Source organism: Zobellella denitrificans, from assembly GCF_002237365.1.
GTDB classification, from domain to species: Bacteria; Pseudomonadota; Gammaproteobacteria; order Enterobacterales; family Aeromonadaceae; genus Oceanimonas; species Oceanimonas denitrificans.
In genome coordinates this window covers 1-17,453 of the sequence record NZ_NMUO01000086.1, presented here as the reverse complement: position 1 = coordinate 17,453, position 17,453 = coordinate 1, and the positions used below count along the sequence as shown (strand labels likewise).

The following is a 17,453-nucleotide window of genomic DNA, read 5'->3' as shown; positions in this document are numbered from 1 at the left end:
AACGTGCACAAGACATGGGTGCAAGTAACCAATCGTAATTAATTGATAAACAACCCGACACCCACGTACACCGCCCCCTCTCTATTCGTCGGCAACGCCAGAGGTTGATAAAAAACAGGCCTCGGCCCTGGCCAGGTGGGCGCGGCGTTCGTACTCGCTCAGGGCGAGCAGGGTCTCGCCCTCCGCCACCGCCTGGCCCAGTTGCGGCAAAGCGGTGACGGCGGCACCGACCCGGGCGCGCAGCACCACCTGGCGGTGGGGCAGCAACTGGCCCTGGAGCAGGATATGGGGCTGGTAGGACTCGGCCTCGAGCCAGGTCACCTCGACGCTGGGCCCGGCTATGGCGGCGGGTACTGGCGATTCGGGCGCCTCGGCCCGGGCCCGGTACAACTCGCCCCGCCACAGCCAGAACAACGCCAGGGCCAGCAACAGCAGCCACCAACCCCATTTCTTGTGCCGTTCAAACCACTGGCCGATATTGCCTGCCGTCATCTTGCCGATTTCCGTGCCGAATAGAGTGGATACTCAGCATAACAACTTCGCCAAGGGGACAACAGCAGGCCGGATCAAAGACGGGAGCGTCGTCCCGGACGCATGGCATCCGGAACGACAAAGACGGATGGGATCAGAGGCTGATACGGGTGCCCAGCACCTGGAGGAAGGCTGCCAGCCAGGCGGGATGGGCGGGCCAGGCCGGGGCCGTGACCAGGTTGCCGTCCACATGGGCCTGATCCACCGGGATGTCCACCCAGTCGCCGCCGGCCAGGGCGATGTCCGGCCCCACCGCCGGATAGGCGGAGCAGCCCTTGCCCTCGACCACGCCGGCGGCCACCAGCAGCTGGGCACCGTGGCAGATGGCGGCGATGGGCTTGCCGGCATCCCCGAAGTGGCGCACCATCTCCAGCACCCGCGGGTTGAGGCGGATGTATTCCGGCGCCCGGCCGCCCGGCACCACCAGGGCGTCGTAATCCGCTTCGTTGATGTCGGCGAAACTGGCGTTGAGGGTAAAGTTGTGGCCCGGCTTCTCGCTGTAGGTCTGATCGCCCTCGAAGTCGTGAATGGCGGTACGGATCTGCTCGCCCGCTTTTTTGTCGGGGCAGACCGCGTCCACCCGGTGGCCCACCATCAACAGCGCCTGGAAGGGCACCATCACCTCGTAGTCTTCCACATAGTCGCCCACCAGCATCAGAATGTTCTTCGCGCTCATCGTGCTCTCCTTGAAGGATGTAAAAACCTTCTAAAGACTAGCAGAGCCGGCAGGAGGCGAGATGAAGAGTGAGTGACAAATCGGGCGGGAGTGTTCGGTCGAATAAATTCGACCCTACCAGGTCCGCCGTAGGGTCCACTTCAGTGGACCATGCCACCAACGGCGCAGGGGTTTGGTCGACTGAAGTCGACCCAACGGGGTGCAAGGTGACACCGGGATCTGCCGTAGGCCCATTTCAACGGACCACACGAAAAGCCCCGCCGGAGCGGGGCTTGGGATTCAGTCGAGCTGGCTGCGCAGCCAGTCCAGCACCGGGCCGTAACTGGCGGGCAGCAGGGGTTCGAGCCGATCCAGGGCCGAACGGGTCTCGGCCTGGCTGTCGAGGCAGAAGTTGATGTGGCCCACCTTGCGGCCGGGGCGCACTTCCTTGCCGTACCAGTACAGCTCGGCGCCGTCCACCGCCAGCCAGCCGTTGTCCCGCTCGGTGCCCACCAGGTTGACCATGACGCTCAGGTTCTTCACCCGCGGCTTGACCAGGGGCAGGCCGGCCACGGCACGCAGGTGCGCCTCGAACTGGCTGACGCTGGCGCCGGCCTGGGTCCAGTGGCCGCTGTTGTGTACCCGGGGCGCGAGCTCGTTGATCAGCAGGTGATCGCCGACCCGGAAGCATTCCATGGCCATCACGCCCACGTAGTCCAGATCGTTCATCAGCTTGCCCAGCATGCCCTCGGCTTCTGCTTGCAGGTGGGCCAGCCGCGCCAGGGGCGACACCGAGCCCAGCAGGATGCCGTTGACATGCAGGTTGAGGGTGAGCGGATAGAAATGGCACTGGCCGTCGTCGCCGCGCATGCCGACGATGGACACTTCCTCGTCGAAGTCGATGGCCTGCTCGGCGATGGCCTGGGTGTGCCAGTCATCGGGAATGGCGTCCCGGCCCGGCTCGCGCAGCCAGTGCTGGCCGCGGCCGTCGTAGCCGCCGGTGCGGCGCTTGAGCAGCACCCGCTCGCCCAGGGACTGGTGCAGCCCTTCGGCGGTGGTGTCCGCTTCCACCAGGCGCCAGGGCGCGGTGGCCAGCTCCAGCTTGTCGATAAGCGACTTCTGGGTGAAGCGGTCCGCCAGTATGGGGAAGGTGTTCAGGTTGACGAAACCCGGGTGCGCCGCCAGCTGGCGGGTGGCGGCGGTATCCGGCCACTGTTCGCGCTCGGCGGTCACCTGCTCATGCAGCTGCAGCGGAAAGGTCTCTTCCGATTCGATGTCCACCGGGCACACTTCGAGGTCGAGGGGCATGCCCGCGTGCTTCAGCATCTGGCCGAGCTGGCCGGCACCCAGAACCCAGATACGGCTCATGCTTCCTCCCGCGGATCCGGCTGGCTCAGCACCGCCTCGGTCTGCTCGGTGCGGAAAGCCTCCAGCCGTTCGGCCAGGGCGGCGTCGTTGTTGGCCAGGATCTGGCAAGCCATCAGGCCGGCGTTGAAGGCGCCGGCGGCGCCGATGGCCAGGGTGCCCACGGCGATGCCCTTGGGCATCTGCACGATGGACAACAGGCTGTCGAGCCCGCTCAGGGCCTTGCTCTGCACCGGCACGCCCAGCACCGGCAGGCGGGTCTTGGCCGCCACCATGCCCGGCAGGTGGGCGGCGCCGCCGGCACCGGCGATGATCACCTCATAGCCACGGGCCACGGCCTGCTCGCCGAATTCCATCAGCTTGTCGGGGGTGCGGTGGGCCGACACCACTTCCACGGTATAGGCGACCTGCAGCTTGTCCATGATCTCCGCAGCGCCCTGCATGGTGGGCCAATCGCTCTTGGAACCCATGATGACGGCGACTTTTGCTTGCATGACTACTCCTGTTCAACAACGTTCTGAATGGGGGTGGATCCGGGGGAGCGCGGATTATAACACCAAACCGGGCCGCTGCAGCCTTATAACGACGGTCGAACCTGAGCAAAAAAACGGCAAACGGCAGGCCCCCGTGAGTTTTATCACTGTCTTGCGCCGCCCAATCCCTTAGGCTTACGGATCAGAGCACGGCATCCCGGCCACGATACGGAGACAACCAACCAGATGAGCAGGAAAAAGCGGGACATCGGCACCCTGATCGCCGGCCTGGTGCTGGCCGCCGGCCTGGCCTCGCCCCTGCATGCGCAAGAGTGCCGCCGCCTCAGCGCCAGCGGCAACGCGGAATACCCCCCTACCTGTGGCGGGACTCGGCCCAGCCCGGCCGGCTGACCGGCGCGATCGGCTATCTGCTGGAGGATCTGGCCGAGTTGACCGGCGTCGAGATCAGCCTGATCGACAGCGGTCCCTGGGGCCGCACCCAGGAGGAAGTGGCCGCCGGCCGGGTGGACATGATTGCCGGCGCCTTTCTTACCCAGGCCCGCAGCGAATGGATGGATTATCTCCATCCCGCCCTGGCGCACACCCGCACCGCCATCTGGACCCGCAAGGACAGCGGCTTCGAATTCAGCCAATGGCACGACTTGATCCCCCAGGCGGGGGTGACGGTCATCTACAACAGCTTCGGCCAGGAGTTTGACCTCTTCGCCCGGGAACACCTGAACATAGAGCAGGTCGGCAGCCTGGAGCAGGGCATGATGATGGTCTCCCAGGGGCGGGCCGACTACCTGATCTACGAAGACCTCCCGGGCAAGGCCTATGCCGAGATGCTGGGCATCGACAACCTCAGTCCCCTGCCCCGGGGCGTGACCCACCAGCCCCTGTACCTGACCTTTTCCAAGGCCTCTGCCTGCAACAGTGAGGCCCTGAAAGCCAGGCTGTCGGCCGCCATAGAGCAGCTGGCCCAGGCCGGAAAGATGGCGCAGCACCTGGAGCGGGCCGCCGCCGAATGGCAGCGGCAGTCGGCGCACTAGGACCACCCCGTGCCGCCCCATCGCTACCGCTCGCTGACCCACGCCTTCCTGCTGCGGGTGATCCCGGTGCTGCTTATGGTCACGCTGGCGGTGACGGCGCTTTTTTCCTGGCATGAGCTCCGCCAGGAAAAAGAGCGTGAACGGGACTTCACCCGGCACCGCACCGACAACCTGGCCCGGCTGCTGGCCGAGCCGGTGTGGCAGCTTTCCCACTCGGTCACCGAGAATATCCTGCGCGCCACCCTCGACGAAAAGGATATCCACTGCGTGGAGCTGATCCACGGCTCCGGCGTGGTAGTACAGACCCCTCCGGTCCGGCTCGGCAAGTGCGACAACGCCGCCGCCGAAGGCTATACCCGCTTCAGCAGCCCGGTTGTTTACGCCTCCCCCCAGGGGATGCGGCATATCGCCGAGGTGTCGCTGTACCAGTTGGATACCGATCGAAGCCTGAAACGCACCCTGCTCGACAGTGCCCAGGGCCTGCTGGTGCTGCTGGTGCTGCTGTTCGCCACCCTGGTGGTGGCCACCACCCTGATCTTCCGCTGGACCATACTGCGCCCGCTCCATCAGGTGTCCGAGTCCTTGCGCCAATACCGTTCAACCGGGCAGCGCGTGCCGGTCGACTGGTCGTCCAACGATGAGCTGGGCCAGCTTATCCATGAGTACAACAGGACCAGCGCCCTGCAAGTTCGTACCGAACAGGCCCTGTCGGAAGCCAAGGACGAGGCCGAGCAGGCGTTGGCCAACCTCAAGGATGCCCAGAACCTGTTGATCCAGTCGGAAAAACTGGCCGCCCTCGGCAGCCTGGTGGCCGGCATTGCCCACGAGATCAACACCCCCATCGGCAACAGCCTGACGGTGCTCAGTGCCCTGACCCTGAAGCAGCAGGAAATGGCCGCCGCCATTGCCGCCGGCAACCTGAAGCGCTCGGCCCTGGACGCCTTTATGGCCGAGTTGCAGGAGGGGCTGCACATCGCCGAGTCCAGCCTGGCCATGGCGATACGCCAGATCGGCAGCTTCAAGCAGGTGGCGGTGGATCAGGCCAGCATGCAGCACCGCCGCTTCGATTTGAAAGAGGTGATCGACGAAGTGGTGTACACCTTCAGGCCCAGGACCAAAAAGCCCGACTATCATATTGAGGTAACGGTGCCCCCGGGCATCGTCATGGACAGCTACCCCGGCCCCATCGGCCAGATCATCGTCAACGCCATCGGCAATGCCCTCGTGCACGGCTTCGAGGGCCGGGACAGCGGCCGTATCCGGATAGACGCCCGCCAGGAAGGCGACCAGGTCGCCGTTTCGGTCACCGATGACGGCCAGGGCATGGACCCGGTGAGCCTCGGCAAGGCATTCGACCCCTTCTACACCACCAAGATGGGACAGGGGGGCTCCGGCCTCGGCCTGCATATCGTATTCAATCTGGTAAAAACGTGCTCAAGGGCTCCGTGGTTCTGGAGCGCGCTTTGCCAACCGGAACCACGCTGCGCTTTACCATTCCACAACACCTGCAGCAGGAACATTAACGGGACAAGACCAGGATGCCACCAGGACAGGACCACGACATCTTTGAATTTGCTCCGGAGGAGCCGGATACCGGAGCCGGGCATGCTCCTTCGCCGGCGCCCTGGCGCATTTTGATCGTCGACGACGAGCAGCAGGTGCATGCCGCCACCCGCTTTGCCCTGTCGGGGCTTGAAGTGCTGGGCCGGCCACTGGCCTTTACCAGCGCCTACTCGGCCCGACAAGCCCGCGAGATACTGCGACAGCAGCCCCGCTTCGCCTGCATCCTGCTCGACGTGGTGATGGAGTCGGAGCAGGCCGGGCTCGAGCTTATCGGCTTTATCCGGGAAGAGCTCGGCGAACGCGGCAGCCGCATCATACTGCGCACCGGCCAGCCCGGTTACGCTCCCGAGTTGAAGATAGTGCGCGACTACGACATCAACGACTACAAGCAAAAGAACGAACTGACCAGCACCCACCTGATCACCGCCGTGACCACCGCCCTGCGCGGCTATCACCAGCAGGAACAGCTCGACGCCCACCGCCAGGGGCTGGAGCACATCATCCAGGGCGCGGCCGAGCTGTTCGGTGCCCGGCAGACGGACCGGTTTTCAGCCAGCGTCCTGCAGCAGCTCGGCCGGCTGCTGCACAGCGGGGCCCAGGGGCTGCTGTGCCGGCGGGCGGAGCAAGAGCCGAGCCGCCTGATGATAGAAGTGGCAACGGGCCCCTGGGCCCGGCACAGCGGACAAGCCCTGGACGCCCTGGACGATGCGCCACTGTGCAGGCAGGTGGAGCAGGCCTTCGTCCGGCGCCAGCCGCAGTTTTCCCCCCGCCTCGCCACCCTCTATATCCACACCCCCCAGGGCGATGAGCTGGTGTTTGCGGTGCCCACCGCCACCGAACCCGACGACGCCCTGCGCCACCTGCTGCAGCTGTTCGGGCTTTATGTGTCGGTGGGGTACGACAATGCCAGTCTGTTCGAAAAAATCGAGGATCTGGCGTTCAACGATCACCTGACCGGCGTGCTTAACCGCACCGGTTTTATGTATGCCCTGGGCAAGCAGATCACCCTGGGGCAGGACTGTGTGGTGCTGCTGGCCGACATCGACAACTTCCAGGCGGTCAACGACGGCCTGGGCCACCAGGTGGGCGACCTGACCCTGATCCGCATGGCCCGCCACCTGGAAGCCATCTTCGGCAGCCGCAGCTCCCTGGGCCGGCTCTCTTCCGATACCTTCGGCCTGATACTGCCGGCATGCCGGCCCGAGGAAATGACGGCCATCAGCCAGCGCCTGAACGACTCCCTCCGGCAGGGCTTCAGGCTGCAGGGCTACGACATTCCCGCCTCCCTGACCCTGGGGGCGGCCATGTACCCGCAGCATGGCAGCAGCGCCAAGACCCTGCTGCAGAATGCCGGCATCGCCCTCAAGAAGTGCAAGGCCGATCACCGCGGGGCCCTGGCCATCTTCGGCGAAACCCTGGAGCAGGCCCTGCACCAGCGGCTGCAGATCGCTACCCGGCTGCGTTACGCCCTGGAGCGCAACGAGCTGAGCCTGAGCTACCAGCCCCAGATCTGCCTGAGCAGCGGGCGCATCATCGGCGCCGAGGCGCTGCTGCGCTGGCATAACGAGGATCGCCTGATCCCGCCCGACACCTTTATCCCGGTGGCGGAAAGCTCCGGCAGCATAGTGCCCATCGGCGCCTGGGTGCTGGAGCAGGCCTGCCGCCAGCAGCGGGCCTGGCAGCGGGACACCGGCCAGGCCCTGCGCATGGCGGTGAACGTGTCGGTGCGCCAGCTCAAGGATCCGGGCTTTATCGACAGCCTCGACCGAATCATCGGCCAGACCGGCATGACGCCGGGCCTGCTGGAACTGGAGATCACCGAGTCCACGATGATGGAAGACCACCAGGCCCTGATTGCCACCCTGCAGGCCGTGCGCGCCCGGGGCGTGCAGGTGGCCATGGACGACTTCGGCACCGGCTATTCCTCCATGAAGTACCTGCAGGAGCTGCCGATAGACCGGCTGAAGATAGACCGCAGCTTCATCGGCCACATGACCGAGAGCGAGCAGGATCTGGGGCTGGTGGAGCTGATGGTGAAGATGGGCCAGTTGCTCCGCCTCGGGGTGATTGCCGAGGGGGTGGAACACCCCCGGGAAAACGACCTGCTCAGGCAGCTGGGCTGCGACGAAGCCCAGGGCTACCTCTACCAGAAGCCCACCCACCCCGAGCATATCGCCCTGCTGCGGCGGGAGCAGGGTGAATCCCCGGGCCACCGCCTGAGCGGTCCGGCCGGGTAACGCCAAGCCGATGGACCTGCGGGGCCGGCCGGGACCGCCCTATTCCACGCAAGATCGGTGCTGGGGTTCCGCCGGCAAAACGGCGCCGGCACGCTCGTCCAGCGCAGCCTGGCAACAGGCTTCCAGCACCTGCGTGGCCAGGGCGGGATCACTCAGGGCCCTGGCCACCGCCACGCCCCCTATCATCATCACCACCGCTCTCAGCGCCGCGGCATCGGGCGCCGCGTCCGGCCGGGCGGAGACGCGGGAGGCCAGAGCGGTGAAGATGCGGGTATAACTTTCGCGCACCTGTTGGTCCCGCTGGCCGATATCGGACACCAGAAAGGCCAGCGGGCAGCTCCCGCTCTCCTGGGCGAGGTGCTCCGGGCTCAGGTAACGACGGATCAGGTCGTCCACCTTCGGCGGGTGGTGGCGGGCCATGCGCCGGGCGGCCGAAAGTATCGCCTCGGCATAAAGCTCCCGCTTGGAATCGAAATGGCTGTAAAAGGCGCCGCGGGTCATGCCCGCCTCCTGCATCACCTGGTCGATGCTGACCTGATCGAATCCCTTTTCGGTGAACAGCCGCTCGGCACTGAGCAGGATCCGGTCACGGCTTTCGGCACGGCGGTCATTGGGCCAGGGCATATCATTACTCCTGTCGGGCTGGGTGGCAGCATGCTACCGCATCAGAATATGTTCTTTAACATATTCTGGGCAAGCCGCAGACTGTGCCTGTCTCATCACCCCATGGAGCAGGCTTATGGAAAACCCCGTCTACATTTTCGCGCCGACATTCAGCAGCTTTGCCCGTTCGATCATGCTCTGCTGCGAGGAAAAAGGCATTGCCTACCGCTGCGGCATGGCCCCCGAGGGCACGGAGATCGGCTTCAGGAGCCCCGAGCACCTGGCGCTTCATCCCTATGGCAAGGTGCCCGTGCTGTTTCACGAAGGCCAGACGCTGTTTGAAACCAACACCATCTGCCGCTATCTCGATGCCCGCTTTGCCGGGCCTGCCCTGCAACCTGCCGATCCCATGGCGCGGGCACGGGTGGACGAGCGTTGCGGAGAAATCGCGCTCTACATCGACCAGGCGCTGCTGCGGGAAATCGTGCTGGAGTTTGCCTTTCCCAAGGGCCCCGACGGCAGGGTGAGGCGGGATCTGGTCGAGGAAAAACTGCCGGCGGCGCGGGCGGCCCTGCGGCGGCTCGGCACGCTGCTGGGGGAGCACCCCTTTATCTGCGGCCCGCGCTACACGCTGGCGGACGCACTGCTGACCCCCATTCTGGACTATGTCGCCAACCTGCCCATCGGCAGCGAGCTGATCGGTTCAGGCGCCTTGAAACACTACCTGGAACGGATGCGGGCACGGCCTTCCGGGCAGCGGGTGTTGAACACCAAGTGACTCCTTCTCCCACCCGGAGCGGCGGCAGATCCCGCCCGGGGCGCCGGGCACGGTGGCCGACGCAGGGTGCGCACGGCCACCATCCGCTACCGCGGTCCTGGCGAGCGCACCGGATAGGGCCACGTCGGCTCAGCCCACCGCCAGCAGGCGGGCATAGAGCGGTATGCCCACCACCACATTGAAGGGAAAGGTCACCGCCAGCGCCGCCAGCATGGCCAGGCCGATGTCCGCCTCCTTGATGGCGGCGCCGATGGCGGCCGGGGCCGCGATGTAGGAGGCGCTGGCCACCAGGGTCACCAGGATCAGCGCCGATCCCGCCGGCAACCCCAGCAGCCAGGCCGCGCCCATGCCGATGCCGGCCAGCACCAGGGGAGCGATCAGGGCGAACAGCATCACCGGCCAGCGCCGCCAGGGCACCGGGGTGAGCGCCTGGGCGGTGCACAACCCCATCTCGAGCAGGAACAGCGCCAGCAGGCCCTTGAAGGCGGTGATAAAGAGATCGCTCACCGGCGCCGCCTGTTCGGGGCCGTAGAAGTAGCCGATCAACACCCCGCCGGTGAGCAGCACCACGCCCCGGCTGGTGAGCGCCTCGTGCCACACCGCCGCCTTGCTGCCGGTATCCTGTCCCGACAGGGTCTTGTACAGGTAGATGGCGACGATGATGGCCGGCAGCTCCAGCAGCACCAGGTAGAGGGTGGTTTGCGGGGCTATCTCCAGTTGCAGGCCCTGGGCGTAGGCCAGGGCCACCGCGAAGGTACCGGCGCTGACCGAGCCGTAGTGGGCGGCGATGCTGGCGCTGTTGGCGCTGTTCAGCCTGAGCAGCTTGCGCGCCACCGGGTAGCACAGCAGCGGGATCAGCACGCCCAGGGCGGCCACCGCCAGCAGCTCGGGCAGCAGCCGCCAGTGCAGGTTGCCGTGCAGCGCCAGTCCGCCCTTGAAGCCGATGGTGAGCATCAGCAGTATGCTGAGGGTGTCGTAGGCCGCCTTGGGCACCTTCAAATCCGAGCGGGCCAGCCCCGCCACCACCCCCAGCGCAAAAAACGCCACTACAATATCCGGCATAACAAATCCTCGTGATAATTAAGCAGAGCAGTAAGTCAGACCATGAGCTCGCCGCCGGAAGGAACTACACGCCGACTCGCCATAAACCCATCCATGGGGGCTCGGACATGCCATCCCTGGCATGTCACGGTCGGCTTAGCAGTTTCCTTCCGGCGCCCAGTCAGACTTGATTGCCTCTCCAGGAATACAGCGGCGGACATTGTGCGGATCAAGGTATATAGTTACCAATAAATGTTAATAACAGAAGATATAGATAATCATCTATGAATATACGCCACCTGACCTTTCGCCTGCTGCAGGTGTACGTGGCCGTGGTGCGGCTGGGCTCGGTGTCCCGCGCCGCCGCCCAGCTGCACCTGACCCAGCCGACCGTGTCCCAGCAGCTCAAACGCCTGGCCGAGGCGGTGGGCGAGCCCCTGCTCGACAGCCAGGCCGGAAGCATCCGCCCCACCGCCGTGGGCACCGAGCTCTATCACGCCGCCCTCGACGCCCTCTCCCGCTTCGACGACTTCAATGGCTTTCTGCAGGACGCCCGCCAGGGCACCCGCGGCGGCTTCAGCATCGGGGTGGTGACCACCGCCAAATACATACTGCCGCGCCTGCTCGGGCCCTTTAACCGCCGCTTTCCCGAGGTGGAGGTGTCGATCAGCGTGGGCAACCGGGGCTACATCCTGGAGCGCCACCGCCACCAGCAGGACGACCTCTACCTGTTCAGCCACCCGCCCGCCGGCGAGCACACCCTGAGCGGCCGCTTTATCCGCAACCCGCTGGTGCTGATCACCCCGCCGGATCACTGGGCGGTGCACCGCCCGCCGGCGGACTTTTCCGCCCTGCTGGGCGAGCGCTTTCTGCTGCGCGAGCCGGGCAGCGCCACCCGGCTGGTGTTCGAGGAGTGGCTGCGCAACCACAACCTGCAGTTGAAGCGGGTGATGCAGATAGAAAGCAACGAGGTGGTGCGCATGAGCGTGGAGCAGGGCCTGGGGCTGGCGGTGCTGTCGGAACATACCCTGGCGGAAGGCGAGCACCGCCTGGGCCGACCGGCGCTGCCCGAGTTCCCGCTCACCAGCCACTGGTACCTGGTGTGCCACAACAACCGCCGCCTGCCCTACCCGGCGGCGAATTTTGTCCGCTTTATCAACGACAACCTGGCAAGCTGCATCGACAGCCGCTATATCCACAATGACCTGGCCAGGCTGCTGGCCCATCTCCAATCCCCGGGCAAGGGAGCCTGAGCCATGAAGATAGATCGCCAACAACTGGAGCAGGCGGCCCGCCGGGGCCTGCTGCACGCGGAGCAGGTGGCGCCCCTGTGGCAGTTTCTGGAGCAGGACGCCCCCGCCGGTTTTCGCTTCGCCCATCTCCTCTATTACCTGGGCGGCCTCATCGCCATCGGCGCCATGACCCTCTTTATGACCCTGGGCTGGCAGCAGTACGGCGGCTGGGCCCTGGTGGGGCTGGGCGTGCTCTATGCCCTGCCCGCCCTGGCCCTGGCCGAAGGGCTGCAGCGCCGGCGGCTGTGGGTGCCGAGCGGCATTCTCGCCGCCCTGGTGATCTGCCTGACCCCCCTCACCGTGTACGGCCTGCAAGTTGCCCTGGGCTGGTGGGATCCGGCGCTGGACTACCGCCAGTACCACCGCCTCATCCACGGCCGCTGGCTGAGCCTGGAGCTGGCCACCCTGGCGGTGGGCGCCCTGATGCTGTGGCGCTATCGCCAGCCCTTTCTGCTGCTGCCCCTGGCCGCCACCCTCTGGTATATGAGCATGGACCTGAGCCTGTGGCTGAGCGGCCGGGATGTCGCCAGCTGGGAATTCCGCCAGTGGGTGTCGCTCGGGTTCGGGTTATTGATGGTGCTGCTGGCCTTTTGGGTGGACATCCGCAACCAGAGCCGGCGGGACTTCGCCTTCTGGCTTTACCTGTTCGGCGCCATTACCTTCTGGGGCGGGCTCTGCCTGCTGACCGACAACGGCGGCGGCGAGCGACTGCTGTTTTTGCTGGTCAACCTGTTGATGATCGCCACCGGCACCCTGCTGGCCCGGCGGGTATTCGTCGCCCTGGGCGGCCTGGGCCTGGCCTGGTACCTGGGCTGGCTGGCCTGGGAGGTGTTCGAGGACAGCCTGCTGTTTCCCCTCGCCCTCACCGCCATCGGCCTGGCCGTGATGGGCCTCGGCATCCTCTGGCAGCGCCACCAGCAGCGACTGACCGAGCGCCTGCAACGGCAGTTGCCCGCCGCGCTGCGCGCACTGCTGGCGAGAAGGGAGTAGTATGCCGGCAACCGATTCCGTGCCTATACCGGGTGTGGCCGGGACTCTCCCGGCTAGAGCCCCATTGGCATCTGACTGGTGGAGCGCAGGCGGACCGCCCGCGCCCCAATGGCTATCACTGCCTAAATGAGAGTCGTATCTTTTACAGAAGCGCGTAATAACCTGAACACGGTGCTGGATGATGTCGTCATCGATGCGGACACCACCATCATCACTCGCCGTAATGCCGAAGATACGGTGGTGATATCGCCGGGTTCCTACAACAGCTCCATAACCCAGTATCAATCAGGCCAGGGTGCGGCCGGGGCCGCTGCAGTTGTAAACATTTCAAATGAAACCAGGGGTGTGCTGTGCCAGAATGGCCAAAAGACTGTGAAACGGGACAGCGCAGCCATGACAACCATAAATAAGTCAGCCCTTACTGAAACCGACATCATCACCAAGTTCATCCTGCCTTCGGTGAAGGAAGCGGGCTGGGACGACATGACCCAGATCCGCCAGGAAGTGAAGCTGCGCGATGGCAAGGTGATTGTGCGCGGCCAGATGGCGGCGCGAAAGAAGGTGAAATCCGCCGATATCGTGCTCTATCACAAGCCCAACCTGCCGCTGGCGGTGATTGAGGCCAAGGCCAACAAGCACGACATTGCCAAGGGGATGCAGCAGGCGCTGGACTATGCCGGTTTGCTGGAAGTGCCCTTTGTGTTCGCCTCCAACGGTGACGGCTTCGTCTTTCACGACAAAACCAACCCGGCGGCTCTGGAAACCCAGATCAGCCTCGACGACTTCCCCACCCCGGCTCAGTTGTGGGACAAATACTGCACCTGGAAGGGCTACACTCAGGCGCAGCTGCCCATCATCACCCAGCCCTATCATGATGACGGCAGTGGCAAAATGCCCCGCTACTATCAGTTGCAGGCCATCAACAAGACCATTGAGGCCATCTCTGCCGGGCAGAAACGCATTCTGCTGGTGATGGCCACCGGCACCGGCAAGACCTATACCGCCTTTCAGATCATCTGGCGACTGTGGAAAGCCCGCAGCAAAAAGCGCATTCTGTTTCTGGCCGACCGCAACATTCTGGTGGATCAGACCCGCATCAACGACTTCCAGCCCTTTGGCTCCGCCATGACCAAGGTAGAAGGCCGCAAGGTTGACCCCGCCTTTGAAATTCACCTGGCGCTGTATCAGGCGTTAACCGGCCCGGAAGAGCAGCAGAAAGCCTACAAGCAGGTGGCTCCCGACTTCTTCGATCTGATTGTGATTGACGAGTGCCACAGAGGCAGTGCCGCCGAAGACAGCGCCTGGCGGGAAATTCTCGAATACTTCAGCAGTGCCACTCAGGTGGGGCTAACCGCCACGCCCAAGGAAACCGACGAGGTCTCCAACTCCGATTACTTTGGCGACCCCGTCTATACCTACTCCCTCAAGGAAGGCATTGAAGACGGCTTTCTCGCCCCCTACAAGGTGGTGCGGGTTGATATCGACATCGACCTGCAAGGCTGGCGTCCTACCAAGGGGCAGACCGACAAGAGCGGCGAGCTGATTGACGACCGCATCTACAACCAGAAAGACTTCGACCGCACCATGGTCATCGACGAGCGCACCCAGCTGGTGGCGGAAACCATTAGCAGCTACCTCAAGCGCACCGATCCCATGGCCAAGACCATCGTCTTCTGCAACGACATCGACCATGCCGAGCGCATGCGGCAGGCGCTGGTGAACTGCAACCCTGAGCAGGTGCTGAAGAACGACAAGTATGTGATGAAAATCACCGGTGATGATGAACTGGGCAAGGCGCAGCTCGATAACTTCATCAACCCCAAAAAAGCCTATCCGGTGATTGCCACTACGTCGGAGCTGATGACCACAGGCGTGGATGCCCAGACCTGCAAGTTCGTGGTGCTGGATCAGAACATTCAGTCCATGACCAAGTTCAAGCAGATCATCGGACGCGGCACCCGCATTAACGATAAATACGGCAAGCTGTGGTTTACCATTCTCGACTTCAAGAAGGCCACCGAGTTGTTCGCCGACGAGCGCTTCGACGGCATTCCCGAGCGGGTGATGACGGTAACGCCTGAGCAAATCAATGAAGACGACGAGACGCTTGATGAGATCATTGATGGTGAGTCTCAGGAGGAGCTGGACGCCACTGGAGAGGATGGACTGACTATTGGTGAGCCAGATGCGGACTATGAATTTCCGTCTGCCGAAGACGGCGACCACGGCCCCTTGGGCGGTGACGACGATGACGAGCACAGGGTCAGAAAATTTCACGTTAACGGCGTGACCGTCAAGACCATTGCCCAGCGAGTGCAGTATTACGATGCCGACGGCAAGCTGGTCACCGAGTCCTTTCAGGATTACACCCGCAAGACCTTTGCCCGGCAGTTTGCCAGCCTGGACGACTTCATCAAACGCTGGAACGATGCCGAGCGCAAGCAGGCCATTATCGACGAGCTGACCAACGAGGGCATTATCTGGGAAGTGCTGGAGCAGGAAGTGGGCAAGGATCTCGATCCCTTCGACCTCATCTGCCATGTGGTTTATGATCAGCCCCCGCTCACCCGTCGTGAACGGGCCAACGAGGTGAGAAAGCGCAACTACTTCACCAGGTATTCCGAGACCGCTCAAACGGTGCTGAATGCGCTGCTGGACAAGTATGCCGATGCCGGCGTGCAGGAAATAGAAAGCATCAATGTGCTCAAGGTGCAGCCCCTCGACCGGCTCGGCAACCCCATGGAAATCGTCAAGAAAGGCTTTGGCAGCAAGCAGAACTATCAGCAGGCCATCAGCGAGCTGGAAGCCGAAATCTACCAGCTGGCCCCCAAAAAACAGGCCTGAGGCGCTTTGTAACCCTATTTACACCAGCCTCACACCGGGGCTGGTGTTGTTTGTATAACCGCATAAAAAGAGAATCATCATGTCGATCAGCTCCATTATCAAATCCATTCAGGACATCATGCGTCAGGACGCCGGTGTGGATGGCGATGCCCAGCGTTTGGGGCAGTTGTCCTGGCTGCTGTTCCTCAAGGTGTTCGACGCCCAGGAAGAGGCGCTGGAATTTGAACTGGACGATTATCAGTCCCCTATTCCGGAACGGTTTCTGTGGCGCAACTGGGCGGCAGACCCGGAAGGCATGACCGGTGACGAGCTGCTGGAGTTCGTGAACGACGAGCTGTTCCATACGCTCAAGAACATGACCGCCCCCATCGACAAGAACCCCCGTGGCTTTGTGGTGCGCGAAGGCTTGAGCGATGCCTACAACTACATGAAGAACGGCACCCTGCTGCGTCAGGTGATCAACAAGCTCAACGAAATCGACTTCACCAGCTCCAGCGAGCGCCATCTGTTTGGCGACATCTACGAGCAACTGCTGCGGGATCTGCAAAGCGCCGGTAACGCCGGTGAGTTCTACACCCCCCGTGCCGTCACCCGCTTTATGGTTAACCGTGTCGATCCCAGGCTGGGCGAGCGCATTATGGACCCGGCCTGTGGCACCGGCGGCTTTCTGGCCTGCTCCTTTGACCATGTAAAGAGCAAGTATGTGAAGAACGCCGATGACCATCAGGTGCTGCAACAGCAGATCCTGGGCGTGGAGAAAAAGCAGCTGCCGCACCTGCTGTGCACCACCAACATGATGCTGCATGGGATTGAAGTGCCGGTGCAGATCCGTCACGACAACACCCTGAACCGGCCGCTGTCGAGCTGGGACAGCGACATTGATGTGATTGTCACCAACCCGCCCTTTGGCGGCACCGAAGAGCACGGCATCGAGAAAAACTTTCCGTCCGAGCTGCAAACCCGCGAAACCGCAGATCTGTTCCTGCAACTGATCATCGAGCTGCTGGCCGAGAACGGACGGGCCGCCGTGGTGCTGCCCGATGGCACCCTGTTTGGCGAGGGCGTAAAAACCAAGATCAAGAAGCTGCTTACCGAAGAGTGCAACCTGCACACCATAGTCCGGCTGCCCAACGGCGTGTTCAACCCCTATACCGGCATCAAGACCAACCTGCTGTTCTTTACCAAGGGCAAGCCCACTAAAGACATCTGGTTCTATGAGCACCCCTACCCGGCCGGCGTGAAGAACTACAGCAAGACCCGACCGATGAAGTTTGAGGAGTTTCAGGCCGAAATCGACTGGTGGGGCAGCGAGGCAGACGGCTTTGCCGCTCGAGTAGAGAACGAGCACGCCTGGAAGGTGAGCATTGATGAAGTGATTGCCCGCAACTTCAACCTTGATATCAAAAACCCCCATGTCGGCGAAACAGTAAGCCACGATCCCGACGAGCTGCTGGCAACCTATACCCAGCAGCAGCAAAGCATTCGTGATTTGCGTAATCAGCTTAAAACCGTGCTGGGCAACGCCCTGCTGAGCGACGCCGACGAGATTGAAGAAAGGGTCGAAGAAAGCGCCGAGGAGAGCAACGCATGAGCCGGGCGCGAATACTTATCACCGAGAACATCGCCACCTGGACCGGGGCCATTCAGGCAAAATCCACTGCCGGCCGTGGCAGCAGCAACAAGTATGAGCTGTATGGCATCAAAAAACTGCGGGAGCTGATCCTGGAGCTAGCCGTGCGCGGCAAACTGGTGCCGCAAGACTCAAGCGATGAACCGGCTTCTGTGCTACTGGAACGTATTGCCGCCGAAAAGGCCGAGCTGATTAAGCAGGGAAAAATCAAAAGATCCAAGGCACTGCCGCCTATCTCTGAGGATGATCAACCCTTTGAGCTGCCCGAAGGGCAGGGCCGACGCATGATCATTTTTCGCCCAACCTGATCAAGCATCGATCGGTCCAGCGGCAAGGTTGCTCATTTTGATTGTGTCTTACGCTGCAAGAGAGTACATAGTGGAGATCTTGACCAACCCT

At 63.2% G+C, this 17,453-nt stretch carries 16 protein-coding genes and 1 pseudogene; 11 read left to right on the top strand and 6 right to left on the bottom strand.

Features of this window, described 5'->3' with window-relative positions; translation table 11 throughout:
- Positions 1-81 precede the first annotated feature (81 nt).
- The 4 genes from CGX12_RS15565 to purE all read right to left on the bottom strand — a co-directional run bounded on the left by CGX12_RS15565 (position 82) and on the right by purE (position 3,045).
- Positions 82-492: an efflux RND transporter periplasmic adaptor subunit gene (locus CGX12_RS15565; protein WP_094040771.1), complete on the bottom strand. Its 411-nt coding sequence runs from the start codon at positions 490-492 to the stop codon at positions 82-84.
- A gap of 133 nt (positions 493-625) precedes the next feature.
- On the bottom strand, positions 626-1,207 hold the full coding sequence (locus tag CGX12_RS15560; protein ID WP_094040770.1) for a DJ-1/PfpI family protein: 582 nt from the start codon (positions 1,205-1,207) through the stop codon (positions 626-628).
- A 279-nt stretch (positions 1,208-1,486) separates the two neighbouring features.
- Positions 1,487-2,554: a 5-(carboxyamino)imidazole ribonucleotide synthase gene (gene purK / locus CGX12_RS15555; protein ID WP_094040769.1), complete on the bottom strand. Its 1,068-nt coding sequence runs from the start codon at positions 2,552-2,554 to the stop codon at positions 1,487-1,489.
- Positions 2,551-3,045, bottom strand: a complete 495-nt coding sequence (gene purE / locus CGX12_RS15550; RefSeq protein WP_094040768.1) for a 5-(carboxyamino)imidazole ribonucleotide mutase — start codon at positions 3,043-3,045, stop codon at positions 2,551-2,553. The genes purK and purE overlap by 4 nt, the downstream gene beginning before the upstream one ends.
- Before the next feature lie 225 nt (positions 3,046-3,270).
- On the opposite strand from purE, the gene CGX12_RS19925 reads away from it, so the two are divergent.
- The 4 genes from CGX12_RS19925 to CGX12_RS15535 are packed head-to-tail and all read left to right on the top strand — an operon-like array spanning position 3,271 to position 7,876.
- Positions 3,271-3,435, top strand: coding sequence for a hypothetical protein (locus CGX12_RS19925; RefSeq protein ID WP_176442084.1), 165 nt, complete (start codon positions 3,271-3,273; stop codon positions 3,433-3,435).
- Positions 3,357-4,076 (top strand): substrate-binding periplasmic protein, encoded by a 720-nt coding sequence (locus CGX12_RS15545; protein WP_176442083.1) that lies wholly within the window; start codon positions 3,357-3,359, stop codon positions 4,074-4,076. The genes CGX12_RS19925 and CGX12_RS15545 overlap by 79 nt, the downstream gene beginning before the upstream one ends.
- A 9-nt stretch (positions 4,077-4,085) precedes the next feature.
- Positions 4,086-5,714: a sensor histidine kinase gene (locus tag CGX12_RS15540; protein WP_094040766.1), complete on the top strand. Its 1,629-nt coding sequence runs from the start codon at positions 4,086-4,088 to the stop codon at positions 5,712-5,714.
- The gene (locus CGX12_RS15535; RefSeq protein ID WP_094040765.1) at positions 5,615-7,876 is read left to right on the top strand and encodes a putative bifunctional diguanylate cyclase/phosphodiesterase; all 2,262 of its coding nucleotides are present in this window, start codon (positions 5,615-5,617) and stop codon (positions 7,874-7,876) included. Before CGX12_RS15540 ends, CGX12_RS15535 begins: the two co-directional genes overlap by 100 nt.
- 39 nt (positions 7,877-7,915) lie before the next feature.
- Here the strand turns inward: CGX12_RS15535 and CGX12_RS15530 are convergent, their stop codons facing one another.
- The gene (locus tag CGX12_RS15530; RefSeq protein ID WP_094040764.1) at positions 7,916-8,500 is read right to left on the bottom strand and encodes a TetR/AcrR family transcriptional regulator; all 585 of its coding nucleotides are present in this window, start codon (positions 8,498-8,500) and stop codon (positions 7,916-7,918) included.
- Between the two features lie 115 nt (positions 8,501-8,615).
- Here CGX12_RS15530 and CGX12_RS15525 point away from each other — a divergent pair, with 115 nt between their 5' ends.
- Positions 8,616-9,257 carry a glutathione S-transferase family protein gene (locus CGX12_RS15525; protein ID WP_094040763.1) on the top strand — a complete coding sequence of 214 codons (642 nt, stop codon included), beginning with the start codon at positions 8,616-8,618 and terminating at the stop codon, positions 9,255-9,257.
- A 129-nt stretch (positions 9,258-9,386) separates the two neighbouring features.
- On the opposite strand, the gene CGX12_RS15520 is transcribed toward CGX12_RS15525, so the two are convergent.
- Positions 9,387-10,319, bottom strand: a complete 933-nt coding sequence (locus CGX12_RS15520) for a sodium-dependent bicarbonate transport family permease (protein ID WP_094040762.1) — start codon at positions 10,317-10,319, stop codon at positions 9,387-9,389.
- Between the two features lie 263 nt (positions 10,320-10,582).
- Here CGX12_RS15520 and CGX12_RS15515 point away from each other — a divergent pair, with 263 nt between their 5' ends.
- The 6 genes and pseudogenes from CGX12_RS15515 (at position 10,583) to CGX12_RS15495 (ending at position 17,362) form a co-directional block, all read left to right on the top strand.
- Positions 10,583-11,551 carry a LysR family transcriptional regulator gene (locus CGX12_RS15515; protein WP_094040761.1) on the top strand — a complete coding sequence of 323 codons (969 nt, stop codon included), beginning with the start codon at positions 10,583-10,585 and terminating at the stop codon, positions 11,549-11,551.
- Positions 11,552-11,554: 3 nt separating this feature from the next.
- A complete protein-coding gene (locus tag CGX12_RS15510) occupies positions 11,555-12,580 on the top strand; it encodes a DUF2157 domain-containing protein (RefSeq protein ID WP_094040760.1) in 1,026 nt (341 codons plus the stop codon).
- Between the two features lie 126 nt (positions 12,581-12,706).
- Positions 12,707-12,835, top strand: a pseudogene (locus tag CGX12_RS19920) (type II toxin-antitoxin system Phd/YefM family antitoxin); the annotation flags it as partial.
- Between the two features lie 138 nt (positions 12,836-12,973).
- Positions 12,974-15,424 carry an EcoAI/FtnUII family type I restriction enzme subunit R gene (gene hsdR / locus CGX12_RS15505; RefSeq protein ID WP_176442085.1) on the top strand — a complete coding sequence of 817 codons (2,451 nt, stop codon included), beginning with the start codon at positions 12,974-12,976 and terminating at the stop codon, positions 15,422-15,424.
- A 79-nt stretch (positions 15,425-15,503) separates the two neighbouring features.
- Complete coding sequence (locus CGX12_RS15500) at positions 15,504-17,015, top strand: N-6 DNA methylase (RefSeq protein WP_094040758.1); 1,512 nt, start codon at positions 15,504-15,506, stop codon at positions 17,013-17,015.
- The gene (locus CGX12_RS15495; protein ID WP_254918315.1) at positions 17,012-17,362 is read left to right on the top strand and encodes a hypothetical protein; all 351 of its coding nucleotides are present in this window, start codon (positions 17,012-17,014) and stop codon (positions 17,360-17,362) included. Before CGX12_RS15500 ends, CGX12_RS15495 begins: the two co-directional genes overlap by 4 nt.
- Positions 17,363-17,453: the final 91 nt, after the last annotated feature.